General features: G+C 37.5%; 28 protein-coding genes. 2 read left to right on the plus strand and 26 right to left on the minus strand.

The genetic code is table 11. The features are described 5' to 3' along the window. Window positions 1-55: 55 nt before the first annotated feature. The 16 genes from MN204_RS14895 to prsW form a co-directional block, all read right to left on the minus strand. Complete coding sequence (locus tag MN204_RS14895) at window positions 56-328, minus strand: non-specific DNA-binding protein Hbs (RefSeq protein WP_010650679.1); 273 nt, start codon at window positions 326-328, stop codon at window positions 56-58. 658 nt (window positions 329-986) lie between these two features. Further along, window positions 987-2,465: a stage IV sporulation protein A gene (spoIVA, locus tag MN204_RS14900; protein WP_249871874.1), complete on the minus strand. Its 1,479-nt coding sequence runs from the start codon at window positions 2,463-2,465 to the stop codon at window positions 987-989. Between the two features lie 209 nt (window positions 2,466-2,674). Beyond that, window positions 2,675-3,403, minus strand: a complete 729-nt coding sequence (locus MN204_RS14905; RefSeq protein ID WP_249871875.1) for a YphF family lipoprotein — start codon at window positions 3,401-3,403, stop codon at window positions 2,675-2,677. Window positions 3,404-3,425: 22 nt separating this feature from the next. After that, on the minus strand, window positions 3,426-3,623 hold the full coding sequence (locus tag MN204_RS14910; protein ID WP_249871876.1) for a DUF2768 domain-containing protein: 198 nt from the start codon (window positions 3,621-3,623) through the stop codon (window positions 3,426-3,428). A 268-nt stretch (window positions 3,624-3,891) separates the two neighbouring features. After that, a complete protein-coding gene (locus MN204_RS14915; RefSeq protein WP_249871877.1) occupies window positions 3,892-4,152 on the minus strand; it encodes a stage VI sporulation protein F in 261 nt (86 codons plus the stop codon). A 63-nt stretch (window positions 4,153-4,215) separates the two neighbouring features. Further along, window positions 4,216-5,250, minus strand: coding sequence for an NAD(P)H-dependent glycerol-3-phosphate dehydrogenase (locus MN204_RS14920; RefSeq protein ID WP_249871878.1), 1,035 nt, complete (start codon window positions 5,248-5,250; stop codon window positions 4,216-4,218). A gap of 19 nt (window positions 5,251-5,269) precedes the next feature. Next, the gene (gene der, locus MN204_RS14925; RefSeq protein WP_249871879.1) at window positions 5,270-6,580 is read right to left on the minus strand and encodes a ribosome biogenesis GTPase Der; all 1,311 of its coding nucleotides are present in this window, start codon (window positions 6,578-6,580) and stop codon (window positions 5,270-5,272) included. An 83-nt stretch (window positions 6,581-6,663) separates the two neighbouring features. Continuing rightward, window positions 6,664-6,849, minus strand: a complete 186-nt coding sequence (locus MN204_RS14930) for a capping complex subunit for YIEGIA (RefSeq protein WP_249871880.1) — start codon at window positions 6,847-6,849, stop codon at window positions 6,664-6,666. 6 nt (window positions 6,850-6,855) lie between these two features. Then, on the minus strand, window positions 6,856-7,743 hold the full coding sequence (locus MN204_RS14935) for a YIEGIA family protein (protein ID WP_249871881.1): 888 nt from the start codon (window positions 7,741-7,743) through the stop codon (window positions 6,856-6,858). Window positions 7,744-7,880: 137 nt separating this feature from the next. After that, window positions 7,881-9,014, minus strand: coding sequence for a 30S ribosomal protein S1 (gene rpsA / locus MN204_RS14940; protein WP_249871882.1), 1,134 nt, complete (start codon window positions 9,012-9,014; stop codon window positions 7,881-7,883). A gap of 118 nt (window positions 9,015-9,132) precedes the next feature. Then, entirely contained in the window at window positions 9,133-9,717 is a 585-nt protein-coding gene (locus MN204_RS14945; protein WP_249871883.1) for a lysophospholipid acyltransferase family protein, read from the minus strand. A 21-nt stretch (window positions 9,718-9,738) separates the two neighbouring features. Then, window positions 9,739-10,428 (minus strand): (d)CMP kinase, encoded by a 690-nt coding sequence (gene cmk, locus MN204_RS14950; protein ID WP_249871997.1) that lies wholly within the window; start codon window positions 10,426-10,428, stop codon window positions 9,739-9,741. A gap of 149 nt (window positions 10,429-10,577) precedes the next feature. Further along, window positions 10,578-11,237: a flagellar brake protein gene (locus tag MN204_RS14955; protein WP_249871884.1), complete on the minus strand. Its 660-nt coding sequence runs from the start codon at window positions 11,235-11,237 to the stop codon at window positions 10,578-10,580. Window positions 11,238-11,583: 346 nt separating this feature from the next. Next, entirely contained in the window at window positions 11,584-12,924 is a 1,341-nt protein-coding gene (gene ypeB, locus MN204_RS14960; protein WP_249871885.1) for a germination protein YpeB, read from the minus strand. 17 nt (window positions 12,925-12,941) lie between these two features. After that, complete coding sequence (sleB, locus tag MN204_RS14965; RefSeq protein WP_249871998.1) at window positions 12,942-13,733, minus strand: spore cortex-lytic enzyme; 792 nt, start codon at window positions 13,731-13,733, stop codon at window positions 12,942-12,944. A gap of 140 nt (window positions 13,734-13,873) precedes the next feature. After that, window positions 13,874-14,554 carry a glutamic-type intramembrane protease PrsW gene (gene prsW, locus MN204_RS14970; RefSeq protein ID WP_249871999.1) on the minus strand — a complete coding sequence of 227 codons (681 nt, stop codon included), beginning with the start codon at window positions 14,552-14,554 and terminating at the stop codon, window positions 13,874-13,876. A gap of 88 nt (window positions 14,555-14,642) precedes the next feature. Between prsW and MN204_RS14975 the strand changes: the two genes are divergently transcribed. Then, entirely contained in the window at window positions 14,643-15,608 is a 966-nt protein-coding gene (locus MN204_RS14975) for an asparaginase (protein WP_249871886.1), read from the plus strand. A 29-nt stretch (window positions 15,609-15,637) separates the two neighbouring features. Here MN204_RS14975 and MN204_RS14980 read toward each other — a convergent pair whose 3' ends face one another. From MN204_RS14980 to MN204_RS15010, 7 genes are all read right to left on the minus strand, one after another. After that, window positions 15,638-16,612: a YpdA family putative bacillithiol disulfide reductase gene (locus tag MN204_RS14980; RefSeq protein WP_249872000.1), complete on the minus strand. Its 975-nt coding sequence runs from the start codon at window positions 16,610-16,612 to the stop codon at window positions 15,638-15,640. A 115-nt stretch (window positions 16,613-16,727) separates the two neighbouring features. Further along, complete coding sequence (locus tag MN204_RS14985; RefSeq protein ID WP_249871887.1) at window positions 16,728-18,008, minus strand: Glu/Leu/Phe/Val family dehydrogenase; 1,281 nt, start codon at window positions 18,006-18,008, stop codon at window positions 16,728-16,730. A gap of 117 nt (window positions 18,009-18,125) precedes the next feature. Continuing rightward, on the minus strand, window positions 18,126-19,061 hold the full coding sequence (locus tag MN204_RS14990; protein ID WP_249871888.1) for a D-alanine--D-alanine ligase: 936 nt from the start codon (window positions 19,059-19,061) through the stop codon (window positions 18,126-18,128). Between the two features lie 41 nt (window positions 19,062-19,102). Continuing rightward, window positions 19,103-19,681, minus strand: a complete 579-nt coding sequence (locus MN204_RS14995; protein WP_249871889.1) for a genetic competence negative regulator — start codon at window positions 19,679-19,681, stop codon at window positions 19,103-19,105. A gap of 374 nt (window positions 19,682-20,055) precedes the next feature. Beyond that, a complete protein-coding gene (locus MN204_RS15000; protein WP_249871890.1) occupies window positions 20,056-20,376 on the minus strand; it encodes a hypothetical protein in 321 nt (106 codons plus the stop codon). Between the two features lie 246 nt (window positions 20,377-20,622). Next, window positions 20,623-22,176, minus strand: a complete 1,554-nt coding sequence (locus MN204_RS15005) for a RecQ family ATP-dependent DNA helicase (protein ID WP_249871891.1) — start codon at window positions 22,174-22,176, stop codon at window positions 20,623-20,625. A gap of 1 nt (window position 22,177) precedes the next feature. Continuing rightward, entirely contained in the window at window positions 22,178-23,245 is a 1,068-nt protein-coding gene (locus MN204_RS15010) for a YpbB family protein (protein ID WP_249871892.1), read from the minus strand. Window positions 23,246-23,347: 102 nt separating this feature from the next. Between MN204_RS15010 and MN204_RS15015 the strand changes: the two genes are divergently transcribed. Further along, entirely contained in the window at window positions 23,348-23,602 is a 255-nt protein-coding gene (locus MN204_RS15015) for a ferredoxin (RefSeq protein ID WP_249871893.1), read from the plus strand. 145 nt (window positions 23,603-23,747) lie between these two features. Here MN204_RS15015 and MN204_RS15020 read toward each other — a convergent pair whose 3' ends face one another. The 3 genes from MN204_RS15020 to MN204_RS15030 form a co-directional block, all read right to left on the minus strand. Then, window positions 23,748-24,935 (minus strand): RsiX family anti-sigma factor, encoded by a 1,188-nt coding sequence (locus tag MN204_RS15020; RefSeq protein ID WP_249871894.1) that lies wholly within the window; start codon window positions 24,933-24,935, stop codon window positions 23,748-23,750. Beyond that, window positions 24,932-25,468: an RNA polymerase sigma factor SigX gene (gene sigX / locus MN204_RS15025; RefSeq protein ID WP_249871895.1), complete on the minus strand. Its 537-nt coding sequence runs from the start codon at window positions 25,466-25,468 to the stop codon at window positions 24,932-24,934. Before sigX ends, MN204_RS15020 begins: the two co-directional genes overlap by 4 nt. 279 nt (window positions 25,469-25,747) lie before the next feature. Then, complete coding sequence (locus MN204_RS15030) at window positions 25,748-26,263, minus strand: ECF transporter S component (protein WP_249871896.1); 516 nt, start codon at window positions 26,261-26,263, stop codon at window positions 25,748-25,750. Window position 26,264: the final 1 nt, after the last annotated feature.

The following is a 26,264-nucleotide window of genomic DNA, read 5'->3' on the forward strand; positions in this document are numbered from 1 at the left end:
CCGTAACATAGAAAAAGGGCACGTATGATAACGCACCCTTCAACGCCCTATGTAATTATTTTACACTATCTTTAAGGGCTTTTCCTGGTTTGAAAGCCGGAACCTTGCTTGCAGGAATTTCGATTTCTTCTCCAGTTTGTGGATTACGACCTTTACGCGCTGAACGCTCACGTACTTCAAAGTTACCAAATCCGATTAACTGTACTTTTTCACCATTTTTAAGTGAATCCATGACAGATTCGAATACTGCATCTACAGCTTTTGTTGCGTCTTTTTTAGAAAGCTCGCTTTTCTCAGCAACTGCATTAACTAAGTCTGTTTTGTTCATGACATTCACCTCCTCCCAAAGTGTTTAATTCGACATGGGAACAAATCATTTCAGGCTAAGTGAAAATTTGTTCACTAGTTTGTCTGTTTTATACGCAAATGCCATCTGTTCAATTGATGACAAGGCTTATATTAACTGAGTTTCTAATAAAATTCAACAAAAAGTATCTATTTAACCAATATTTATTTGCTGAAAAGCCTAAAATGTCTTCCAAAACACAGATCTATTACCAATTTATGGTAAAGGGCATTAATACTGCGATAACGAAGGTTAAAGCAGATTATTATATATATACGACATCATTCCCATATTTCCTGCCGTTAAAACTATATTTTTGAAATAAACACTCATGAGCTCGGACTCCTAACTCAAAAAGGAAGAACTCAAACTTTTTTTATAATAAAATAAGTTCACCTGTTTAACAGTGTTAAACGTAGAAATCCACAAGTAATAAGTATGTGCTACAGTGTATCTCCAACCCTCTTAATTCAATCAAGGGTTATTTGTCAAAGTTGAGTGTAGAACTAAAGCGTAGGTGACTGCTTATGACTTTTCTGGGGACCGGATGTGGAAGTGTCTATCAGTCAATTAGTTGCAGTAATAAACGTTATGTATAATCTGCAAATTAAAAAGCAGCTTATATCAAGCTGCTTCATAATTATAAAATGATAGCTATTAATCCACCAGATCCCTCATTGATTATTCTTTCAAGGGTATCCTTCAGTTTGTACCTTGCGTTTTCTGGCATCAAAGAAATCTTCGCCTGTATTCCTTCTCTGACAATGGAGCTCAACGATCTGCCAAATATATCAGATTCCCAGATTGATAATGGATCCTCTTCAAAATCTTGCATTAAATAACGAACCAGTTCCTCGCTCTGCTTTTCAGTTCCAATAATTGGAGCAAACTCGGATTCTACTTCTACCCTAATCATATGAATAGACGGAGCCATTGCCTTTAGACGAACGCCAAACCTGGAGCCTTGCCTGATGATTTCAGGCTCATCCAGCTGCATATCTTCCAGTGTAGGTGCAGCTATACCGTAACCGGTTTGCTTAACCATTCGCAGTGCTCCCGATACTTGGTCAAATTCCCTTTTAGCAAAAGCAAAATCCTGCATTAATTCCAACAGATGGTCTTTACCACGGATTTCTTCACCGACTATTTCCTTTAGGATTTGATCGTATAAATAATCCGGGGCATGTAAATCGATTTCGGCAACACCATCGCCCATTTCCATACCAGCAAGGTTTGCTTTATCAATATATTCAAATTCTGAAAAATTACCAACGATGTGATCGACATCTCTAAGTCTTTTTATATCCTTAACAGTTGTCTGTATTGCTTCCTGATAGTTTTCCCTTAGCCAATGATCTTCTTTTAAAACCATAACCCAGCTTGGTAGATTAACGTTGACTTCAAGAACAGGAAATTCATATAATGCTTCACGAAGTACATTGTATACATCATGTTCCGTCATTGACTCAACGCTCATTGCAAGAACTGGTATATCGTATTTTTCCGACAAGTCCTGTCTCATTAATTCTGTTTCCTGACTTGTTGGCTTAACGGAATTAATAACCATGATAAAAGGTTTACCTACTTCTTTTAACTCTTCGACTACCCTCGATTCGGCTTCTTCGTAATCGTTTCGGGGAATTTCACCTATTGTTCCATCTGTCGTTACGACAACTCCAATGGTGGAATGTTCCTGTATGACTTTTCTAGTACCGATTTCTGCTGCATCATGAAATGGAATAGGATCCTCATACCATGGAGTATTAATCATTCTCGGGCCATTTTCATCTTCGAACCCTTTTGCCCCTTCGACAGCATACCCCACACAGTCAACAAGTCGAACATTTACATCTAAACCTTCATCCACTGTCAATTTCACAGCCTGGTTTGGTATAAATTTAGGTTCTGTCGTCATAATCGTTCTTCCTGCTGCACTTTGAGGCAATTCATCATGTGCTCTTGCTCTTTCACCCTCATCTTCAATATTAGGCAATACAACAAGCTCCATGAACTTTTTAATAAATGTCGATTTCCCTGTACGGACTGCACCAACTATTCCTAGATAAATATCTCCATTTGTCCGTTTCGAAATATCTTTAAAAATATCAATTTTCTCCAAAAGATCCCCTCCCGATCTCCGTACTTTAATATGGACCACCCGCAATTTATTGACATTATGAGTCTATGATGTTGTCCTATTAAAATATGACTTGTTTAAGTCTTTTTAATAAAATAAATAAATCAATAGTCATTTTAGGATGTAATAAATGCCGGAATTAAAAAATCCCTTGCAACAATATATGTTGCAAGGGAACTAATATGATATCTTTATTCGTTTTCCATCAAAAAAACAGGTTCATCGTTTGCTATCGTATATGGAAGTGAATATGCTGGGACAAAAGGAGTATTATCAGCAAGTAGATAACGTATATCCTCTCCAGTGGTATATTCATGGTCATATTCATTTAAGGCATTGTTCAAGTCGATTCGATAATCTACATATAGATTTCCATCGACATCCATTATAATTGGAAGATTCTCTCTCGAATAAGGACTGACGACTGTTGGGGCACTGTCTAAGCCCAGTTTTTTATAGTCAACCGTATAGACACCTTCTGAGATTTTTTCTCCGTATGCAGGGTAGATATGTTCACTGCGGTAGAAATCGAGTTGGACATTAACACTTCGGATAGCTTCTGTAATGCGTAAATCAATCAACTTGACTCTTGGGTCATCTTCTGGAGTGATTAATGTATATTGATATACGCCTCCCTTTTCATAGGCATTTCCAGGTGCTTCTGATAAGTAGCCCTTCTCTTTCAGTAAATTAAAATCAATTAAGTATTTTTGGAAGATTGGTGTATCATTTGGCTTGGTCCTGATTGGTACCAAACCTTGTTCCCCTTCTTTGTAATTTTCTATAGCACGTTGAACCGTTTCCAATTGTTCTTCATTAGGTATTTGGTTTTGTTCCATTTCGCTTTGAGGGTATAAACAACCACTCAAAAGAAACAGAGAAAGGAACAAACCAAATACGCCAAAATATGTATGTTTCACTTGTAATAGCCTCCCTTACCACCTACCGTGTCGGTCCACTTAACACGACATAAAGAATAATCAATCCGCCTGTTATTAAACAAATATATGCCAGAAGCGAAACAATCCCGGCAAGCCACCCTTTTAACTTATGTCTGCTTAACACGATCAAACCAATTGCCAGAATTAATAAAAACATCCCGACAAAAGAAATATACATCATAAGCATTGAAATTGACAACGAAATTCACCCCTGATTCCAACAATTTATCTTTGCACAAGGTATTATAACATAAGGTCGAAAACGGTCGTATAAAAATGATGTTTTCACAATATTGTGTGTATATACCGAGAGAGTGAAAACCAAACAAACGAAACCCGAAATGAAGGGGGCTTCTTCATTCCGGGCCGACTAAATAAATTCCATTGCAACTCTATCCATGAATGCTTGTGCGATTTATCTTATGCAGGGTTTTGCTTTTACGTATCCGCAGGTTGCCTATGAATGGCTATTTTTTAAATAATTGGTTCAATGATTGGATATCTCCTGGCATTTTGTTGTTGACAATAGACATAACGATTTTATCTTCTTTTTCTTTTGATAATGGTTTATCTGCCATTCTTGCTAGGTGACGGACTAGATTTCTAACTGTCCTCTCATCGGAAAAATCAGCATTCTTAATGGAATCAGCAACTTTGAATATATCATCCGGGTTAATATTGGAGTTTTTCTGTATTTTATCAAACATTCCTTTTTGAAAACTATTCACTCATTCTCCTCCTTGCTATGTTCTTCAACATAGTATATGCAGGGGGAGTAAATACGTGAAATTTTAAGAATACCGCTCATTCAGCAAGCTTGCAAGGTCATCCATTTCTTCCCTTTTATCTCGTGTCATCAGTTGTTCGACAACTTCTTTTGGATCTTTTTCCTCGAATAAAATTTGATATATACCACGGGTGATGGGCATTTCCACATCTTGCTCTCTTGCAAATTGATATGCAGCCTGAACGGTTCTGACTCCTTCTACTACCATACCCATCTCTTCCAGTACGTTATCCAATTTCTTTCCTTTACCTAGTAAATTTCCAGCTCTCCAGTTTCGACTATGGACACTTGTACATGTCACAATCAGATCTCCAACCCCCGATAATCCGAGAAAGCTTAAAGGGTTGGCTCCAAGTGATGTGCCAAGTCTTGCTATTTCAGCCAAGCCCCTGGTCATAAGAGCGGCTTTTGCATTATCTCCGTAGCCAAGACCATCAGAAATGCCGGCACCAATTGCAATAATATTTTTTAAAGCTCCACCTAATTCGATGCCGAGAATATCTGGACTGGTATAAACGCGAAATGTATCACTATTGAATAAATCCTGGGCAATTTTAGCATTTTCCATGTTTACCGAAGAAACCGTCACTGTAGTTGGATGTCTCAAGGCTACTTCCTCAGCGTGACTTGGACCGGAGAGGACGACAATATCTTCGTAGTCATAGTCATCCATTTCTTCACTGATCATTTCTGATACTCTTTTCAAGGTATCTGGTTCGATTCCCTTGGATGCATGGATGACAGTAACATGATTCGTTAAAACATGATTCAATTGCTGACAAACACTCCGAATTGCCTTTGTAGGAACGACTACAACAATTGCGCTCACATCTTCAACAGTCTTTTTGAGATCATAAACTGCTGTAATTTGAGGTGGAATATCCACATCGAGGTATTTTTCATTCCGATGTGTGCTATTTATCAGTTCGACTTGCTCTCTTCGATGGGACCACAGTTTGACATCATGCTCGTTATTAGCAAGGACGATGCTCAAAGCAGTTCCCCAGCTACCTGCTCCCAGTACCGCTATTTTTCCCATAATCTCACTTCCTGTCTCTCTACTGTCTTCTTCTTGCAAATAATTTAATTGGTGTACCAGTAAAACCAAATGCATCTCTTATTTTATTTTCAAGAAAACGTTCATAGGAAAAATGCACCAGTTCAGGATCATTTACGAATACAACGAAACTAGGCGGTTTTACCGCAACCTGTGTTGCATAGAGCACTTTCAGTCGTTTGCCTTTCACAGTCGGCGTAGGATTCATGGCAATGGCATCCATAATGACATCATTCAATACATTTGTGGATATGCGCTTCGCATGACTTTCACTTGCAAGTTTGATAGCCGGAATTAGTGTATGCAGTCTTTTTTTCGTTTTGGCCGATAGAAAGACAATTGGTGCATAATCTAAATAAAGGAAATGTGCACGGATTTTTGTTTCAAATTCCTTCATTGCCTTTTCATCCGTATCAACTGTATCCCACTTGTTCACAACAATGACAATAGCTCTTCCTGCTTCGTGTGCATAGCCTGCGATTTTCTTGTCCTGTTCCCTGATTCCCGTCTCTGCATCGATTAAAACGAGAACTACATCAGAACGTTCTATAGCCTTAAGGGCTCTAAGTACACTGTATTTTTCAGTCGTTTCATATACTTTTCCACGCTTACGCATCCCAGCAGTATCAATAATGATAAAATCCTGGTCGTCTTTATGTAAATGAGTATCAATGGCATCCCTTGTAGTACCTTCCATTTCACTTACAATAACCCTTTCTTCATTAAGAAGCGCATTGACCAGTGAAGATTTACCAACATTTGGTCTACCGATAAGACTGAAATAAATGGTATCTTCCTTGATATCATCTTCGGATAGTTCGGGGAAATGTTTAACCACTTCATCCAACAAATCGCCCAAACCTAGTCCATGGGAACCTGAGACCGGGTATGGCTCCCCAAAGCCGAGAGAATAGTACTCATAAATCGTATCACGCATCTCCGGGTTGTCGATTTTATTAATTGCTAACACAATTGGCTTATTTGATTTAAATAAAAGTTTGGCTACTTCTTCATCTGCAGATGTAATGCCTTCTTTTCCATTCAATAGAAAAATAATGACATCTGCTTCATCTATCGCTACCTCTGCTTGCTGACGCATTTGAATAAGCAATGGTTCGTCTCCAATTTCAATTCCGCCAGTATCAATCAGGTTAAACTCCTGATTCAGCCATTCGGCAGACGCATATATTCGATCGCGGGTCACTCCCGGTATATCTTCAACGATTGAAATTCTTTCTCCAACAAGTCTATTAAAAATAGTAGACTTTCCGACGTTAGGTCTTCCTACAATTGCTACTACAGATTTCCTCATAGTAAGGACATCCTCTCTCTTTATGTCTATTTGCCTTAACTTTAATTCATTCTAGCAAAAGAAGGTAATATTAACAATTGTTATTAATGTTTAACGATAATAAACATTTCTTCACTCAGTGCATGAGCAATGCCATCTGTAATGGCTTCGATATTGGCAGCAACATATTCTAGTTCTTTCTTATTGTCGCAAAAAAATATAGGTGCTCCCCCTGAAACCTTCTGTCTGTTCATCGTGATTACAGCTAATATAGCTTTTTCAATCATCATTATACCTTATCCCCTTTTTGTTAACGATTTGGATTCTGAAGGCATTCTGACTGCACTTTCCAGTACAGGAACAGATCCGATAACTGCTATGGCTTTATCAACATCCCGAATTTGTGGGAGGATAAATACACCTAAACGCCCATCATCCAAATCACGTTTGATTAATGGCGTGAGTGCTGGGGTGCCTGAATCCCTGAACACACCTAAAGAAACCGAAACATCATGAAGAATAGCCTGTCTTTGGCCGAGATTTCCAATAGTTGTTACGACATTGATATTTTTTGGTGTCAGAATAAACCCCATTCCGTATTTCAATATTTCCCGCTTCCGCTCTTCCAATCCTATATTCATTATATAAATGTTATCCACATACAGTCCAGCACCATCAAAATGTATTCTGCTTTGCTCTATATCAACAATTTCCTCCAGTTTGGAGCCGCTCATTAGCCTATTGCTGATAAACAGACAGATGATTGCAACGACAATAGCAACAAATACATTCCACATGATATAAGAAAGCGTACCAAGAAACCCAGTGAACATTACTAAATAATTTCTGCTCTCAAAAGAAATGGCAATCCCCTCAATGTAAGTTTTTCCCCGTGAAACCAGTTCAAAACCATCCACTTCGGTCAATGTGTTCCTTTCCATGTTCCTTACATCTCTGAATTGGGTGGCTGCCACTGTCAGCAGTGTAACAGCAGTGAATTCCTTTTCCATGATTGCTGGAACTGCCAATGCACCTAAAGATGCAGCTATAAAACCCAAAGAAAGGTGAATAATCTTGCCGTGTAAATACGTTGGATACTGTCTGTAATCTGTTTTTAGCATAATGATTCTTGATATTGTCCCTATCACCACACCAAAGACAATCGAAAGCGTATATTCAGTCATGTAAGCCACCTCAGGTACAATTATAAATTGTGTATTTCTTTTGTAGTATGGCTTAAAATTGTAAAAATACTAATTGAAAATGTGAGCAGCTTACTTAGGAAATAAAAAGATCCCTCTAAGAGGGATCTTGACCGTTCTTACTTTTTATATTTGTCCAGTTTATCACCAATAACGTCTCCAAGCTGGAATCCAGATTGATCTTCAACTTTTTCATATTGTTTATATTCTTTTTCTTCCTGTTCCTGTTCCAATTCTTTTATGCTTAGTGAAATTCGTTCATCTTTCTCATTGACATCAAGCACTTTGACATTCACCTTTTGGCCAATTTCAAGAACTTCCTGCGGCGTACCAATGTGGCGATTGGCAATTTGCGAAATGTGGACTAAACCTTCAACACCAGGCAGAATTTCAACAAAAGCTCCGAAGTTAACAAGACGTTTCACTGTACCTTCGACTGTAGAGCCGGCGGAAATCTGGTTTTCAATATCTGTCCATGGTCCAGGCAGTGTATTTTTATGTGATAATGAGATGCGCTCATTGTCACGGTCAACCGATAGGATTTCCACGTTGATTTTATCCCCTTCAGAGACTACGTCAGAAGCTTTAGCGACATGTTCATGGGCTAATTGCGAAATGTGAACGAGCCCATCAACACCACCGAGGTCGACAAATGCACCAAAGCTAGTAATCCGTTGAACGGTACCTTCCAATACTTGACCTGGTTCAAGTGATTGAAGAATATCATTTTTTCTTGCGTTTGCTTCTGCTTCCGCTACTGCACGATGGGAAAGGATAATTCGATTCTGATCTCTGTCAAGATCGGCAATTTTAACAGTTAATGGTTTATTCAGATACTCTGAGAAGTCTTCTACAAAATAAGTTTCCACTAAAGATGCCGGAATAAATCCACGAAGACCAACATCAACAACAAGTCCGCCTTTTACGACTTCCTTGACGATGGTTTCAAAAACTTCACCGTTCTTGTGTTTTGTCTCAAGATCTTCCCAGGCTGCTTCGGCATCTACTGCTTTTTTGGAAAGGATTATTTCATCGTCTTCCACTTTTTTAACTTTAAGTGTTACTGAATCGCCTTCTTTAACTACGTCAGCTGTTGATTCAACATGCATACTTGATAGTTCGCCAATTGGAAGAATACCTTCTGTTTTATAGCCAATATCGACAAGAACCTGCTTATCTTCCAATTTGATAATGGTTCCTGTTACAGTGTCTCCTACTTTCAATTCCTGTAAATCCTTGTTCTCTTCACTCATATCCATAGCCCTCCTAAGTACACTCCAAAATCCAATTTAAATGGAAATAGTAAGAATGATTTAAACTTATTCTTTCTATAACTTCTAATAATTACAATTATTTGTCAAGTAAAGTCAATTAATTTTGGTGTTTTTCTTGTAAATACTTAATTTCCTGCATAATGGCATCTGCTGTTTCCTGTGGTGAGGATTTAGATGCTTTGTGCTGTTCCATATCCATCGGTTTACCGTAAACAACCTTTAATCTACTGAACGCTTTATAAGGGCCGATGATTGCACAGGGAATAATCGCAGCTTCAGAACGCAATGCAAAAAAACCAACACCTGCTAACGGTTTGCCTAATTCACCTGTTTTGCTTCTTGTACCTTCTGGAAAGAGTCCAAGCGTCTTTCCTTCTTTTAAAATTTCAAGTCCCTTCCTTAAAGCATTTCTGTCAGAAAGGCCTCTCCTAACCGGAAATGCCTGGATTCCTAATAACAGTTTACCCAATATTGGTTTTTCAAACAATTCACCTTTAGCCATAAAGTAGATGTCACGTGGTGAAGTGATACCGACTACCGGAGGGTCAAAGTTGGAAATATGATTGGAACAGATGATAACCGGCCCATCTTTTGGAATATTTTCCTTTCCAATTACTTTAATGCGATATAGTGGATACAGTATCAATGCCACAATAAACCTTGCAAATTTGTATAAACTCATATTTTTCGCCCCTTGAACCTTTTAGATATTATTATTTAACCTGCTAATATTAACTTCTTGCAAAATCAGTTCTGCTACTTGAGTAATAGTTAAGGAAGTAGTATCAACCTCAATAGCATCTCTTGCTTTGATTAAAGGTGATGCTTCACGGCTAGAGTCAATCCTATCTCGCTCTTCAATTTCCTTCCTGAGCACCTCCATACTGGAAGCAATTCCTTTTTTTACATTTTCTTCATATCTGCGTTTCGCTCTTTCCTCAACGGAGGCAACCAGAAATATTTTAACCTCGGCATCTGGAAGGACATGAGTTCCAATATCTCTCCCATCCATGACGACACCACGGTTTATTGCCAAGTCCTGTTGTCTTTTCACCATTTCCGTTCTCACTGAAGCGTGTTTAGCCACATAGGAAACTTTTGTGGTCACATCTTGAAAACGTATCTCTTTTGTAACATCCGTACCATCCAGTAAAACAATCTGTCCTTCATTCGTTTGTCTTAATTGTATTTCTGTATGCAACAACAAATGAAAGACTGCTGATTCATTATCCAATTCGATGTTTTCGTTCAGCGCTTTTAATGTCAACGCTCGATACATTGCACCTGTGTCAATGTAGATATATGACAGTTTTTCGGCAACTATCTTTGCAACTGTACTCTTACCGGCAGCTGCTGGTCCATCAATAGCTATTGCGATTTTCTTTTCGTTCATAATCCAAAATCCTTCCTCCTGTTGACCATTTGAAAACGTGCTATAATCCATTCGCATTCCATCTTATCTTTTAAAAAAACTTGGCAACTGCCAAGTTTTTTAGATTAACATATAGTTAATAATAACATATCCTAAATTTGTTGGTCTAATTAAATAAGCTCTTTTTGCCGTGCTTCACGTTGTTTTTCAAAACAGAACCTTACAATCTTTTGCCTGTCGCTATTACTTATGGAAATAAACTTCAATGATACCATATTCATTCTCGTATTCAGTTCTCTTATTAAAACAATTTCGGTTTGACCGTAAACATAATGGTATTCCTGATTTTGCATGGGCAATGGTAACCAAATATCGGTCTTTTGGCCGATTTCCAATTGGGTACTTGTTGGAACGATTACCGCCAATCCACCACCACTTATATCGAAAGTTACTGTCGCAAAGGGGTGAAATTGATTATCCACACTATGAACTGCAATATCTAGTGAGGTTTCGATTCTTACATATTCACGACGTTGAATGCGTTTCATATTTTTATTATCCGGAATAGTGATTGCCAAAGCGGGTATGTTCAATTTTATTCTTGCTGCTATCTGTGACGAAAACTTATAAACAGCTTGATCTTTTCCCATAAAGGTTGCTGTAATATAGGTGCCTTTCGAGAAAAATGCAGTTTTTTTCGTTTTCACATGGATCGGATAATCGATGATTAAAAATTTATCATTCTTTTCAATAATTTTACAGTGGTATTCATGTGTTTCCCCAGTTTCTATATCTTTTACTTCGAGATTTAGCACTGTTCCTATTTTCATCTAAAGACCCCCAGACCTATATCCTACTATATGCTCATTATTACAGAAATTGAAAAAAAGGGAAAGGCTTTTTGCCAGTCCCTAAAGAAAAAATATACCGTAAAAAACTTGGCACTTCCCTGTATGTGTTAGTCTACAAAGGGATGACCTAAACTAAACGCCATGAACAGAATCGATTCATAGAAAGTTGACCTCCACCACAAATGAAATTATCGAAGTGGAGGTCAGGTCCTCTAATGCGGGGAGAAAAATTTGCCAGTAGCTATTTATTTACTCAACAACAGTCATGTCCAGCGCAAACGTCTAGCTTTGTCAGGGGTGCTTAGAAGTACCCCTTAGCTATTGGTCAATTAGCTGCAAAATTGATTTCTGTTCCATCGAGTTTCTCTACCTTTTCTTCAAAGCCATTCATTGCATTGATAAAAATCCGGTACGTATCGTTGTCCAATACACCAAGAAATTCATATACTAAAACTTCCTCACCAAGATCATTGTCGATGATAGCCAGAAATTCTTCCTGTATGTCAACATTTGGATTAACCATTTTTTTCGCTTCTTCTGCTGAAATTTCCGGTTCTTTAAGATCCCTGTCAGTGTGGTTCATATAATAGTTATTTGTTGATAAACCAAGAATATCGCCGTTGTCTAATGCGACTTTTACTTCGACTGCATCTGAATAAACGCGTACATCATCCTCATTGTATAGGAATGAATAAACACCGACATTATTATATTCACTGCTTTGGAAGAGCGACATATTTTCAAGATTAAAGGATTTGAGATAATCCTGGGCTTTTTCAGCACCTTCATTCAAGCTGATTTGATTTTGAGCAATATCTCGGGAGACAAGAATACTTAGCGGGTGCCCACCTTGCTGTGACATGTCCATATAAGCTCTTTTCTCATCATTATGATAGGAGATACTGTACATCGGGACATCCGAACCTTCGCCGCTTTCTGCAATAGTTAAATTATCCTCATTTTGAACATTGAAAATTTCCTTGCTCTTATCGAGTGCTTCCTGTTCATTGATTTCCTGACCATTTAAGTACTTATATTTATGATCATTGGAGGTTCTTCCAATGACAGAAGACTGAGAATTTGCTTCTGTGAATCCCTCTACAGACTTCTCAACAGTTCTAAAACCGTCTATAATCGTGTTATCCACTTGCTCATCCGGATTGGCAAGTGCGAGTTGAACGTCCATCCACCTTAAATTATTTTCGAGTGCGATATGCTGTACCTGTCTCAATTCGTCCTTTATGTCACCGGATTGACTGTATAATTGCTTCAACGTTTCTGTTTCTTCCTCAGTAAGCGGTGAATCCTCAAGATTTCTTACAGCAGTTCGATAGGTGAAATCTCCTATTTCAGATAAAAATTCCTCCGTTTTGTTAAATGGAAGCAATCCCAGTGGCAACTGTCCGACATTGGACAATGCTTCTGATGTTAATCTCCAGATTTCCACAAACTGGGGAGATAATCTTTCAGTGGAATTCATCGCTAACGTAGTACCAATCTGGTCATTCAGAAGATCCATATGATAACTTAGTTCATGGAAAGAACGCTGATACGTATTTTCTGCCTGAATTAAGATTGCGTTTTTTTCCTGATGCTCCCTGTAACCCCAAAAACCAGTACCGACCAACGCCAATGAAAGTACTCCGATTAGTATCCAACGAACCATCTATTACTCACACCTTTCTATTTACAGAATATATGCTTGCCAATTTTCTTGATTTGAGGCCTCGTCCAGATCCAACCGGATGTTGCAGTATCGGGATTGAAATAATACGTTGCATTCCCTGATGGATCCCATCCGTTTATTGCATCGAGAACTGCTTCCCTTGCTCTTTCGTTCGGTGTCAGCCATATTTGACCGTCCGCTACAGCTGTAAACGCTCTCGGCTCAAAAATGACACCTGAAGCTGTATTGGGGAAAGTAGGACTCTCAATTCTGTTTATGATTACAGCTGCAACTGCGACCTGACCTTCATATGGCTCACCACGAGCTTCACCGTAGACTGCATTTGCCATTAATTGTATGTCATTTTGTGAGTAGCCTTGCGGAACATTTACTGCAGTCACATCTTCTCCAGCAGTTTCTTCAGGAGTTTCTGCTTGGGGATCAGCTGGTGTCCCTGTGCGATCGACACCTCCATAATGAGTGAAGTCCTTTCCTTTATTAATTTTTCCTTTTACATATCCCTCATCATAATTACTTGCTTTTACAAGTTTATCTTTGGTAGCTTGCCCGGCAAGACCATCAATTTCCATTCCAAATTCATATTGGAAATTTCTTAAAGCCCAATAAGTACCCCAGCCAAATACGCCATCAATTTTTCCATTGTAAAATCCTAAATATTGTAACCTCGACTGCAACTCAATCACATCATCTCCAACTGCGCCGTGCTGGATTACCTGTTCACTGAAGGCGTTTACTGTTTTTATAGATGACTCTCCTTGCAGCCCAGCCAATGAGAAACATATAATCATGAGTAAAAAGGCAACTCTCCGATAGGTCATTCTTTTTCCTCCTGTTCATCTCTAGTGAATTGCAGTTCTATTTTTTGTGTAATTACCCTTTTTATTCATGATTGCTGATTTAATTAAAAAAACACCTGTAATTATTTCAATCACAGGTGTTTTTGTTCTTTATGAATATCATAGGAACTTATATAAGAATCATTGGCTGTTTTCATTCGATGCAATGCTCGCATCCAAAGCAGAATCATAAATGGAATGAGCACATAAAACCAGCTATTTGTAAAACTTCTAAGGATATAATTATATATTCCGTGTAATATAAACGGGAAGAGAAATGCAACTGCTATATTCAGGCTTTTATTGCCGGAATTCATCTTCGCCCTACCAAAATAAAATCCCATAATAACACCGAATAATGCATGTGAAGAAACAGGAAAGAAAGCTCTCCAAAAGGCATACTCAATTCCATTTGTTAATAGATAGAGAATGTTTTCTACAGATGCAAAGCCTAAGCTAATTGAAACAGCATATACAATTCCATCATAATGATTGTCAAATTCTGGATGATGGTAAATGGCAAATAAAAAAATAAACCACTTAAAAAACTCCTCAAATAATGCAATTTGAAAAAATGATTCGATAAAAATGCTATTGCTTATTTGCTCATTGGCAATGGCGTATTGTATAAACATAATTGGAAATACCAATAAAGCCCCAAAAATAAATGTTTTCATAATCAATGGAATTGGTTCTGTAATTCGATCTTTCAGATAGATGAAAGACATCAGAGCAACTATGGGAGCTATTCCAGCAGATAAAATTGCAATCATCATTACATACCTCTTTCCAATTACAGTACTTTTATCGTATCATTAAGTATCGATATTGGAAATAGAAAAAAGAGAGCAGGTGACATGAATGAAACGTGTCTTGATTATACATACCGGGGGAACAATCTCCATGCTTGAAAACAAGGAAACCGGGGAAGTTAATTCTACTGAGATGCATCCATTGACAGCTGTGTCTGATCAACTTAAATTGTATGCAGAAATTGATGAACATATATTATTCGATTTGCCCTCTCCGCAAATCACTCCTAAACATATGCTTGAACTTGCGAAAAAAATAAATGAGGTAATCGAAACATATGATGGAATTATTGTGACACACGGAACAGATACATTGGAGGAAACTGCTTATTTCCTAGATTTGGTGCTTCATACGAACAAGCCTGTTATCTTAACAGGAGCGATGAGATCCAGTAATGAAATTGGTTCAGATGCACTGTACAATCTGATCAGTTCACTTCGAGTCACCATCCAAGATGAAGCAAAAAGCAATGGTGTACTTGTTGTAATGAACGATGAAATACATACTGCTGAAAATGTTACGAAAACTTCCACTAGTAATGTAGCAACATTCCAAAGTCCACAATTTGGACCTATCGGAATGGTTACAAAGGATTCCATCATCTTTCATCGTACAGTGCTTTCCCACCCCACACACCCAATTAAAGACATATCAAAGAAAGTTTTTTTACTAAAAGCCTATGCAGGAATGGATGACCATCTTCTCCATGCTATTAAAGCGGCAAATCCAGATGGTCTCGTTATTGAAGGGCTCGGGCAGGGCAATCTGCCGAAAACAACAGTTGAACCTTTACAGAAAATGATAGCCGAAAATATACCGGTCATTCTTGTTTCTCGATGCTACCAGGGAGTTGTACAGCCGACATATGGTTACGATGGTGGTGGAAAACAATTGAAAGAAATGGGTGTCATCTTCGCAAGAGGGGTATCAGGCCCAAAAGCAAGAATCAAATTATTGATTGCTCTTGAAAAGACACAAAATCTGAAGGTATTAAAAGATCTCTTTGAAATATGAATGAATCTAAAGGATGGCAGAAGTTTCTGCTATCCTTTCCTAATTGATTTTGCTATTCCCTCTCCATGAAAGCGGCCATTTTCTATAAAAATTTCATTATTATTGTATCCGGCTGCTACTACCCCTGCTATGTATGCACCTTGTATGTTTGTTTCATATGTTTCAGGGTTATGTGTGGGTTTTCCAGTCGATCTATCAAACTCAATCCCAATCATATCCAGCAGTGAGTAATCAGGCTTATATCCGGTCATCGCAAAAACAAAATCATTTTTTAGCGTGCCTTTTTTACGGTCTACTGTATAATGAATTTCATTATCCGTTATTTCTGTGACATGAGAATGAAAAATCATGTTTATTCTTCCTTTTTTTATCAAGGAATCAAATTCGGGCAGGATCCATGGTTTGATACTTTTTGAATATTCTTCTCCCCGATAAAAAACCGTTACCCTGGCGCCAGCTTTATGAAGTTCCAGCGCAGCATCCACAGCTGAATTCTTACCGCCAATTACCGCTACATCTTTATCATAATAAGGATGGGCCTCCTTAAAATAATGCATGACTTTCGTTTTATTTTCTCCGGGAATCTCCAAGTAATTTGGCTGATCATAATACCCTGTCGCAATAATTACCTTATCAGCGGTGTAAGTTCTTTTCTGCCCATTGAATAATTCGGTGAAAATGGAAAATTGTCCCGTTAATTTTGTTATTGCTGTCACTCTTTCATAGGTATTCATGCGAAGTTCCTTTCTCTCTGCAACTTCACGATAATATGCGAGTGCCTGATTACGGACGGGTTTTTGATTTTCTGTTATAAAAGCCATATCCCCAATTTCCAGTTTGTCGCTCGAACTGAAAAATGTTTGGTGAGTGGGGAAATGATAGATCGTATTGACGACATTTCCTTTTTCAATGATTAAAGGGTTGATTCCATGCTTTTTCAATTCCAGGGCACAGGACATCCCACAAGGTCCCCCGCCAACAATAATAACTTTTTCATACTCCATCATCCTGCACTTCCTTTATGTATTAAAGTTTGTTACGAAAATAAAAAACTCTTAATGAATAAGAGTTTTTTACATGTAGATACATGCAGCTATTAACTATGGCAACCGTGCTTGTCTAAACCCAGCCACGGAATCTGGCTGCTTCAGCCATCTTTCTTACACCAACCATATACGCAGCCAATCTCATATCGACACGTCTTGTTTTTGCTGTATTATAAATGTTGTTAAAAGATTTAATCATGATTTCATGTAACTTTTTATCAATCTCTTCTTCGGACCAATAGAATCCCTGGTTATTTTGTACCCACTCGAAGTAGGATACAGTAACTCCACCAGCGGAAGCCAATACATCTGGTACAAGAAGTATGTCACGATCTGTGAGAATTTTAGTTGCTTCCATTGTTGTAGGACCATTTGCAGCTTCCACGACGACGCTAGCTTTAATCTTATGCGCATTTTGCCGGGTTATCTGGTTTTCTACTGCAGCGGGAACAAGGATGTCACAATCCAATTCAAATAATTCTTTATTTGATATGGTGTTATTGAACAATTTGGTTACGGTTCCAAAGCTATCTCTGCGATCAAGCAGATAATCGATGTCCAACCCTTCAGGATCATACAAAGCACCATAAGCATCTGATATTCCGACAACATTTGCACCTGCGTCATGAAGGAATTTGGATAGGAAACTGCCTGCATTTCCGAATCCTTGAATAACAACTCTTGCGCCTTTTAATTCAATACCCTTCTTTTTTGCTGCTTCATTCAATACGATCGTAACACCTTTTGCTGTCGCAGATTCCCTTCCATGAGAGCCTCCAAGAACAATTGGCTTACCAGTAATAAATCCTGGACTGTTAAATTCATCTATTTTACTGTATTCATCCATCATCCAGGCCATAATTTGAGAGTTTGTAAAAACATCAGGTGCAGGAATATCTTTTGTTGGTCCTACAATCTGACTTACAGCTCGAACATATCCACGGCTCAATGCTTCCAATTCCCGAAACGACATTTCGCGAGGGTCGCAGATTATTCCGCCTTTTGCACCTCCGTATGGGAGGTCAACAATACCAGCTTTTAAGCTCATCCAGATAGACAATGCCTTTACTTCGGTTTCTGTTACATCTGGATGAAAGCGGATTCCGCCTTTTGTTGGTCCAACTGCATCGTTATGCTGGGCACGGTACCCAGTAAAAACCTTGACTAACCCATCATCCATACGTACGGGAATACGCACAGTCATCATACGTAAAGGTTCTTTTAACAATTCATAAACCTCATTTGGGTAACCAAGTTTTTCCAATGCTGTTTTTACAACAGTTCGTGTTGAACGTAATACATCCATATTTTCTTGTGTTTCTTTGGTAGAATCTGCTGCTTTTTCGGCTACCATTCATTTACCTCCTACAATATACATAAAAGTTTTATATAGCCACTCAGAGATTAGTATACACTTTCATGATAAATATGCAATAGTATAGACTCGTCTAGGATGCTGTATAAATGCTGTCTATTTTACGTTTTCCAATGTAAGATTAACAAATTGTTCAATCATATCACTGTAACTGATTCCGATAGATTTTGCTGCATCGGGAAATAGACTTGTGGGCGTCATACCTGGCAATGTGTTTACCTCTAGAATTACAGGCAGGTTATCTTCATTTAAAATAAAATCCACTCTGGAATATGTTTCACATCCGAGTGATTGATGGGCAAGAACTGCATAGGATTGTATTTTATTCGTTATTTCCTCATCAATTAAGGCAGGCACTATATGCTCACTGCCTCCAGGAGCATACTTGGATTCATAGTCATAAAAAGTATTTTTGGGTATGATTTCGACAATTGGCAAAGCTTTTTCATGCCCCTTTTTACCCATTACAGCTACAGTTAATTCTCTTCCTTTAATAAATTCTTCAACCAATAGCGTGTCATCGCTCGCAGCTGCACATTTAACGCCATCCAAAACTTGTGCTGAGTCAGTTACGATAGTAAGTCCCAACGTAGACCCTTCTTTATTTGGTTTAATAACAAATGGCGGGTTAAACGCCTTTTTTATTTCTTCTGCTATGTTCTCTGATTCGCTTAACGATGTAATTGTGTATACTTCACTCTTTGCTTGTGGAATATTATGCATCATAAAGACCTGTTTTGCTTTTGCTTTATCCATAGCCAGGGCAGAAGCAAGAACACCGGAGCCAACATATGGAATACCAAGCATATCCAATAACCCTTGAATCCTTCCGTCTTCACCGTGTTTACCATGAAGGCCGATGAACACAAGATCGGCCTCCAAATGAATGATTTCTTCCAATTGATTCGGGTTAAAATCTATCCCAATAACCTCATGTCCCTTTTCCTTTAGTGCTTTGATTATTCCCTTTCCAGAGGAGAGTGAAACTTCCCGTTCACCAGATACTCCCCCGTATAAAACTGCGACTTTCATTCTATGCACTCCTTTGAAATCTGTAAGAATAGTTAACCCCTCTAATAAAATGTATCGATAATTTTTTTGACTGCATTTGATGGAAAAATTACTTTTCCATATTCATCCAACCTATGCGAAGTAATAATGCTCGGATTCGAATACTCGGACATGATTCCTATGATATCCTCTTTATTAATTTCAGGGAAATCAGCTTCGTCAAGGATCATATAATAACGATTATCCATGTGGTAAACTTTTCCCCCTTCAACAGCTAAAGGCAATAAATAGGATGAGACCTGGATAATATCTTCAAATTCATTGAATGAAAAGATTAATTCCTTGCTTTCATCCAACGTAACCTTCATTTCGATAAAATCATCGTCCCAAGTAAGTTCCTCATACTCCTGTGTCACAAATATATGCATCCCCTGGGCCTGCATTAAATGAACTTGGACGAGAAGCATACCATCAAGTTCAATACCAAGCTCACTGCTGGCTTCATACATCATATCACTGAAAAGGTTGCGGACACTTGATGCATCATGCCATAAATCGTCTTTCGTAAAACCACGTTCAATCAAATCATCAAACGTTAAAAATATTTTAAATTGGTCATTAGACAAACGTTCAATACGCATACTGCATCCCCCTTATATAGGTGCCTATTTGTGAAAATTACTCTTTTCATTGTATCAATTAATCATAATTGTAAGCACTTAATACACTATATGCATATCATCATTATGTTGAACAGTGCCATGTATTTATCTTTGTTTTTATTTTTAAAGTAAGTACGTGACATTCTACATAAGTGAACTCAGGTACTCGTCCTGATGCATACTAAATACTTTCGTTTTCTAATACGGACGGTGTCCAAAATATGGATATGCCGCCATGTGTGGTTCGTTTATGACGTCCAAAATCATAGGTCCTATATACGATGTGAACAAATGGACATAGATTATATTATATACTTAATCAATTACAACGTCTCCCCTGAAGTTGTACTTAGCTAGAAAATTTGTATAAAATTTACGAAAGAAAATAATTCATTATCCCAAAAATAGTATGCGCCAATCAATATAATAATAAGTAAAAATAATACAAACAGAAAACGAAATAACGGTTTGTTAACTCTAAAATGCATTCCGGCATTAGCAGAATGGATTTCTTTCCTCGGTGGGAGGTTTAAAATATCAACTTCCCGCTTTGTTTCGGTGTTTTTATCTGTGTTTGTCTCCGTATGAATTGTTTTCTTTTCATTGCCTTTTTCCAATTCCTCAAAAAGACTTCGTAATTCATTTTCCTTATTGGAATCTTGATTCATATTCAATACAAAGCACCTCACTTCTTAAAGCGAATCACAAGCACAAACAGAAAGCTGTGACCGTAACCAGTAAAAGTTTTGATCAGCTCATAAATGGAGCCATTGTAGGACATATTTTGGTTGTTGTTAGTTGCTATCAACATGTAGAAGGCAGTCTGAAAAGCTTTTAAAAAAGATAAAACGAATTTTATAAATAGTGCTTATGAAAGAAGAAGAAGTTTAAACGCTTTATCGGAAAGTTGTTTCATAAGGTCACTCTGTTTCATCAAATTCTCCAATCAATAATAGTTTCTTCAGGTTCGCTTGCCAACTTGATATTCGCTTGCTGTTTGTTTCGGTTTCATCAGGTTCCCATTTATTCCAGGAGAACCCACAATTACTACAGCACTGATACGTAGCGTTTCTGAAACCGGACTGAAAATTACGATACAACTGATTGCGAAGACATTTTTTATCATGAATCCAATTGAATACATCGTACAATTTTTCTTGCTTGTACATGAATCGGTTTTTCATGATCAATTGAATCAGACGCATGGTTTCATTCCACTGTTCTTCATCATAGATAATATAATTATTTTTTATAATACCATGTTTTTCTAATTGGTAACGGAAAAACTTCCATTGTATTTCACTGATCTGGAGCCGATTTTCAATTTGCTCATTTGTTTCAGTAATCTTCATTTTTTCTTGAGTCACCAAGTTTTTTAAGTACAGGAATAAATTTCTTAAGTCTGTTTCATCAGGAAGTTCATTTTTAATCATATTAGTTGGAATATAAAGATCCTTTGGTGAGAAAAGTAATAACCCTACACTGGAATTGCCATCCCTTCCTGCTCTGCCGACTTCCTGAATGTAGGACTCTAGCTGAAGTGGAAGGTGATAATGAACGATCAGTCTGATATTACTTTTATTGATCCCCATTCCAAATGCACTTGTACAGCATATAATATCCAGCTGACCATTCATAAACTGCTGCTGAATGCTTATACGATCGAGTTGTTCCATGCCTCCGTGATAGAATGCTATATTATTCTCCGGAAGATGTGTGGACAGAATTTCTGCTGTTTTTTCCGCCACTGCCCTGCTTGTAAAATAAATTAATGCCGGAATTTTGAACTGTTTAAATAACTGGATGATCCGTTCATTCTTCTCGACATCATCGGTAACTTCCTCCATGCAAAAAGCGATATTTTCCCTGTCCATGGGATATATTCGTTTATGCATGTTTGGCCTTCCCAAGGAATGGATGATATCTGTCTGGACCTCAGGAGTGGCGGTTGCGCTTAAAGCCATCACTGTCGGATGATGTAAAACTTCAAGGGTTTCACTTAGCTTCAGATAATCCGGTCTGAAATCATGTCCCCATTGCGAGATACAATGGGCTTCATCGATAACAACTAATTTGATAGTCATGCTTTTTAAGTGGGAAATCAATTCATGCTGCTGTAATAACTCAGGAGAAACATAAATTAATTGATAGCTTCCAAGATTCGTATAGACCGTTCTTCTTTCGGCAGGGTTCATAAAAGAATTGATAGCAACAACTCCTTTAAAGTTGTTTGCCTTTAATTCTTTTACCTGGTCTATCATTAAGGAGATTAACGGTGAAACAACAATGGTAGTCCCTTCCTGAATGATAGCCGGAAGCTGGTAGCAAATCGACTTCCCTGATCCGGTGGGAAGGATTCCAAGTACATCTTTTCCTTCAAGAACATCCTGGATTATCTCCTTTTGACCTGTCCGAAATGAATTGAAATGAAAATATCTCTGTAAATAATCTTCTAACGGAATAGTTTGCTGCATGTTAATCACCCTGGCTTAACAATTTTTTATTAACTGCGAGAACAAGTCTTATTTGAAAATAACTGATATTCGTGTTTACTGAATTTTTGATGTCCTTTAATTTATAAGAGTTCACGTTGTTCAGTACAGTTAACACTTCCTCCTGCTCCTCTTGGGATATGTACTCGTCCACCTGAAAGTTGGCTTCATAGAGAGCCAATTCCACTATATGATCGTAAATGGTGTTTATCTTAAGATTGCGCATTGCCGATATTTGCTCTATTGTGTAGTTTTTACTTAATAATTCACTCGTTATACTTGCCGAATGTGTAATTTGTACAGCTTTATCCAGATCTTTTACGATGTAAGAAAGAATCGGGTAATTTCCTTCTTTTTCCTGAATTGTACTTAGTAAATAATGGATAACCCCTGTAAGTATTAAATGAACGTCATCTGCTGATAGGTTATATTTGTCAGAAAGTTGATTGGTACTCAACCCGTAATTTTGATAGCCAGTAAGCCTATCAACAAATACAGAAGCATCCTTATCGGGTAATTTTTTTAATATGCTATATAGTTCGATGTATAGCGACTCCAATGCTTTTTCCTGATTATTGTTTATTTTTCTATATACCTGTTTAACCCATCTTTCTACATGATAGTTATCGGTCACAGGGATGAAGTGATAATGGTCCATTTTAGTATTCGTTAGTGTCTGAATGAGCAACAAAAGTCTTAAAAAAAAGCTATTTGCCGTTCCATTGTAGGTTAGTCCATGAAAATAGTCGATTTTCAATTGTTCTCTATGATTATCAAGCCAATTGACAGCATGCGTTGTTAACTGAAATACGCCATCCTTTGTTCCAACCGGTTTCAACAATCCAGCTGTAACCAACGCAGATAAATTTTTATTGAAACGCTCTTTTGTCAGATGACTGTGAATCCCGTAAAATTTATCCAACTGATAAATATGAGCATCCTGGATAGTTTGAATGGATTTCTTCCCCTTTACCAAATGATAGATGCTGGAAGCCGTTCTTTCTCCGTTTAGATTGGAAACGCATGTTAAAATAATGCCATCGAAAATCATCTAAAGATCCCCCTTAAAGCAATATTATATCAGATGTTGTTGAAAACAATTGAAATCAGATTTAGAATATAAGTAGCGGGTTTGGTTTTAGGAGGAAAACGGATGCCGAAATACACAATCGTTGATAAAGAAACTTGTATTGCATGTGGTGCATGCGGTGCAGCAGCTCCACGTATTTTTACTTATGATGATGAGGGTCTTTCCTATGTTTCAATCGACGAAAATACAGGGACATCTATCATACCGAAAAAGTTAATGGATGATTTGCTTGATGCCTTTGAAGGTTGTCCAACAGGTTCAATAAAAATAGCAGAAAATCCATTCCACGGAAATCCATTGAAATTCGGTGAATCATAGAAAACTCTTTTTAACAGTAATTTAGTCGAACATCCTTCTTGTTGTGGGGTGGTCGAAGTGCTAAGTGCTTTTGTTTTATATTATACATTCAAAAAGTGTTTTTGAAAAATATTATTTCAAAAACACTTTTTATAGTTACTTATCATTAATTCCTTATGTCTACGGGATTTACAGCTTCAGGTACTTGAATCGGTTCTGAAGTATCATACGTACCGATTTGGTTATAGGGAAGATCATTAAATTGTACAAATTTGTACTCAAAACTTTTGGCAGTCATCAGTATCGCTTCAATCATTGTCAGCTCTTCCTGCCCGTTTCCAAAATTCGACTCTTCATCAAGTGTCAATATAAGCTGGTCGCCGGTTGAATCGATTGAGAAATGAATATCTTCTGGTATTGTTCGACCCAGATTGAATTCTTCCTCTTCTGCTTTCATTTCGGTAATAGCATCACCAATGGAGAGATTATTTGTATTAGGAAGAGGAATTAAGAGTTGATTATTATAAAGTTTATAGATTTCTTCCTCTTCCCTTTTTAGTGGAAGCTCTTCGACAAATCCGTAGGGACCAAGGTCTATTCCGTTGCTGTCAGATTCAAAGACAGCTTTACTTATACCATAAGGAGTAAACATGGCAACAAGCACTTTTTCAAATATATAGGCATTTGCCGACCCTTCACCAATGTCAAACCCATTTTCTAAATCAACGAGAACTACAGATTCCTTTAACTCAAAAGAAGCATTCTTCAGCATGTAATCATTTGTAATCCAATCTTCCCTGTTCATATAATTTTCAAGATTATTGTAGTATTCTTCTAAGTCTGCAGTCTCATCTATTATAAATGAAATCGGAATGATGAATTGCTGCTGAGGATCTGATAAAGCACCATATACAACCTTATATGGTTCGTTGGATTCCTGGATCACATAGCTTTGCAGTTCCCCTTCAGGAGTAATCGTTAATTCATTCATAGAATTTATATCCTGTTCTTCTGATTCTTCGATGTCCTGCTCGAAATCAGAGCTTTCCATCATTCTTGAGTATTCCGCTTCATCACTGTTGGTCGCTAATTCAGTTCCAGATTCTGTACTTAAATCTAATTGTTCTCTTTGATTCATAATAAATGGAATAATAAAAATCAGGGCGGCGGTCATAATGGTGGCTAGAACGGGAACCAGCTTATGTTTTTGGTTTCTACTCTTTACCTGTTCTTTGTTTGAAACGCTTGAGGAGATGCGGTTGTACAACACCTGCTTATCTGTTTCATCTTTCATTTCAGGCATTTCCCGTAAACGATCAATGATTTCCTGGTGTTCTTCTTCTGTTTGCTTCATTGAACATCTCCTCCTTTCTCTTCTTGTTCCAGCAAAAGTTTTTTTAATGCTTTCAATCCTCTATGTTGTGTCGTTTTGACTTTGCTTACACTGAAATGAAGTATCTCGGCAGTTTCTTGAATGGAGAAGGACTGCAGATAACGAAGAATCAATACACTCTTCTGGTCGATGGTACACTTGTCAAGACATGTATAGATACGTTTAAGCTGATCATTCTTTATTGCCACTTCCTCAGGTAAATCATTTGAATCAGCAATGTTGCTCCCTTTTTCTTCCCAGTCAAAAAGATCAATTATTCTATTTCTTTTTCTTTTTAGTGAACGGAAATAGTCATATGTAACATGTCTTGCTATGGAGAAAAGCCATGTTTTTTCAGTGCTCTCCCCTTTGAAATTTTGATAGGATTTTAGCACTTTAATATAGACTTCTTGAACAAGATCTTCCGTTGTTTCCCTATCTTTTACCATGTAAAAAATATATTGGAACAGATCCTGGTGATAATTATCATATAACTTATCGAAAACGGCCTTCATAGAGACCCTCCGTTCAAGTAAATAGTCGTTTTTAATACGAAAAGGTTACAATCATACTATATGGAATAAAATAAAAGTGCAAGTGTCTGTTTATCCCGTTTACATTAATGATTAACTCAACTTTCGTACCAACAAAATAGGTTCAACCGTTTAACTGGAGTTAAATTATGCAAAAGTTGAGTTATTAATATATAGATTTATTAGGGTTAAATTCTAATCTCCCTTTTCCCATTACAGATGGCGGTAAGTTTCTTATACGCAAAAAAATACCAACTGGATTCAGTTGGTATTTCTAACTGTAAATCTTTTCTGTGCATATCTGCTAAATAAATGCGCTATTATCGGATAAAGGAAAATGATAAACACTGCATTGCCAATTGCGTGACTTGTATCGAATGGGAGTCCAGCAATGTAATAGGGCCAAAATTTCCCTGTTATCTGGTAGTTTGTCAATGAAATGATCAATCCATATAAGTATCCACTAAATACAGCAAACAATACAATTACTGCAAATGGGACACGTTTAAGAAATTTACTCATCACACCACTCAGTATTCCAATAATGCTCCAGGAAATAATTTGCCATACAGTCCATACACCCATTCCCATCAGCATGTTTGAGAGAAATGTGGTTAGAAAAGCCAAAAGCATGGCGGATAATGGTCCCAAGATAATGCCGCAAATAATAATTAAAGCAGTAACAGGCTGTACATTGGGAATAAATTGAAATGCATATCTTCCTGCAACTGCCATTGCAGCCAATAAAGCGATTATTGTTATCTTGTACGTGTTCATA

It is taken from the genome of Oceanobacillus saliphilus (assembly GCF_023522835.1).
Lineage (GTDB): Bacteria > Bacillota > Bacilli > Bacillales > Amphibacillaceae > Oceanobacillus > Oceanobacillus saliphilus.

Bases quoted from the DNA above. Each gene is read 5' to 3' on its own strand.
- MN204_RS14935 (WP_249871881.1), bottom strand. From the start codon at position 7,743: ATGACTGAATATACGCTTTCGATTGTCTTTGGTGTGGTGATAGGGACA.
- MN204_RS14920 (WP_249871878.1), bottom strand. From the start codon at position 5,250: ATGGGAAAAATAGCGGTACTGGGAGCAGGTAGCTGGGGAACTGCTTTG.
- MN204_RS14945 (WP_249871883.1), bottom strand. From the start codon at position 9,717: ATGAGTTTATACAAATTTGCAAGGTTTATTGTGGCATTGATACTGTAT.
- rpsA (WP_249871882.1), bottom strand. From the start codon at position 9,014: ATGAGTGAAGAGAACAAGGATTTACAGGAATTGAAAGTAGGAGACACT.
- MN204_RS14995 (WP_249871889.1), bottom strand. From the start codon at position 19,681: ATGCGTATTGAACGTTTGTCTAATGACCAATTTAAAATATTTTTAACG.
- MN204_RS14980 (WP_249872000.1), bottom strand. From the start codon at position 16,612: ATGGAGTATGAAAAAGTTATTATTGTTGGCGGGGGACCTTGTGGGATG.
- MN204_RS15015 (WP_249871893.1), top strand. From the start codon at position 23,348: ATGCCGAAATACACAATCGTTGATAAAGAAACTTGTATTGCATGTGGT.
- MN204_RS14985 (WP_249871887.1), bottom strand. From the start codon at position 18,008: ATGGTAGCCGAAAAAGCAGCAGATTCTACCAAAGAAACACAAGAAAAT.
- MN204_RS14990 (WP_249871888.1), bottom strand. From the start codon at position 19,061: ATGAAAGTCGCAGTTTTATACGGGGGAGTATCTGGTGAACGGGAAGTT.
- der (WP_249871879.1), bottom strand. From the start codon at position 6,580: ATGAGGAAATCTGTAGTAGCAATTGTAGGAAGACCTAACGTCGGAAAG.
- MN204_RS14955 (WP_249871884.1), bottom strand. From the start codon at position 11,237: ATGAAAATAGGAACAGTGCTAAATCTCGAAGTAAAAGATATAGAAACT.
- MN204_RS15005 (WP_249871891.1), bottom strand. From the start codon at position 22,176: ATGCAGCAAACTATTCCGTTAGAAGATTATTTACAGAGATATTTTCAT.
- MN204_RS15010 (WP_249871892.1), bottom strand. From the start codon at position 23,245: ATGATTTTCGATGGCATTATTTTAACATGCGTTTCCAATCTAAACGGA.
- MN204_RS14975 (WP_249871886.1), top strand. From the start codon at position 14,643: ATGAAACGTGTCTTGATTATACATACCGGGGGAACAATCTCCATGCTT.
- MN204_RS14895 (WP_010650679.1), bottom strand. From the start codon at position 328: ATGAACAAAACAGACTTAGTTAATGCAGTTGCTGAGAAAAGCGAGCTT.
- MN204_RS15030 (WP_249871896.1), bottom strand. From the start codon at position 26,263: ATGAACACGTACAAGATAACAATAATCGCTTTATTGGCTGCAATGGCA.
- MN204_RS14930 (WP_249871880.1), bottom strand. From the start codon at position 6,849: ATGATGATTGAAAAAGCTATATTAGCTGTAATCACGATGAACAGACAG.
- sigX (WP_249871895.1), bottom strand. From the start codon at position 25,468: ATGAAGGCCGTTTTCGATAAGTTATATGATAATTATCACCAGGATCTG.
- cmk (WP_249871997.1), bottom strand. From the start codon at position 10,428: ATGAACGAAAAGAAAATCGCAATAGCTATTGATGGACCAGCAGCTGCC.
- prsW (WP_249871999.1), bottom strand. From the start codon at position 14,554: ATGATTGCAATTTTATCTGCTGGAATAGCTCCCATAGTTGCTCTGATG.
- MN204_RS15020 (WP_249871894.1), bottom strand. From the start codon at position 24,935: ATGAAGCAAACAGAAGAAGAACACCAGGAAATCATTGATCGTTTACGG.
- ypeB (WP_249871885.1), bottom strand. From the start codon at position 12,924: ATGGTTCGTTGGATACTAATCGGAGTACTTTCATTGGCGTTGGTCGGT.
- sleB (WP_249871998.1), bottom strand. From the start codon at position 13,733: ATGATTATATGTTTCTCATTGGCTGGGCTGCAAGGAGAGTCATCTATA.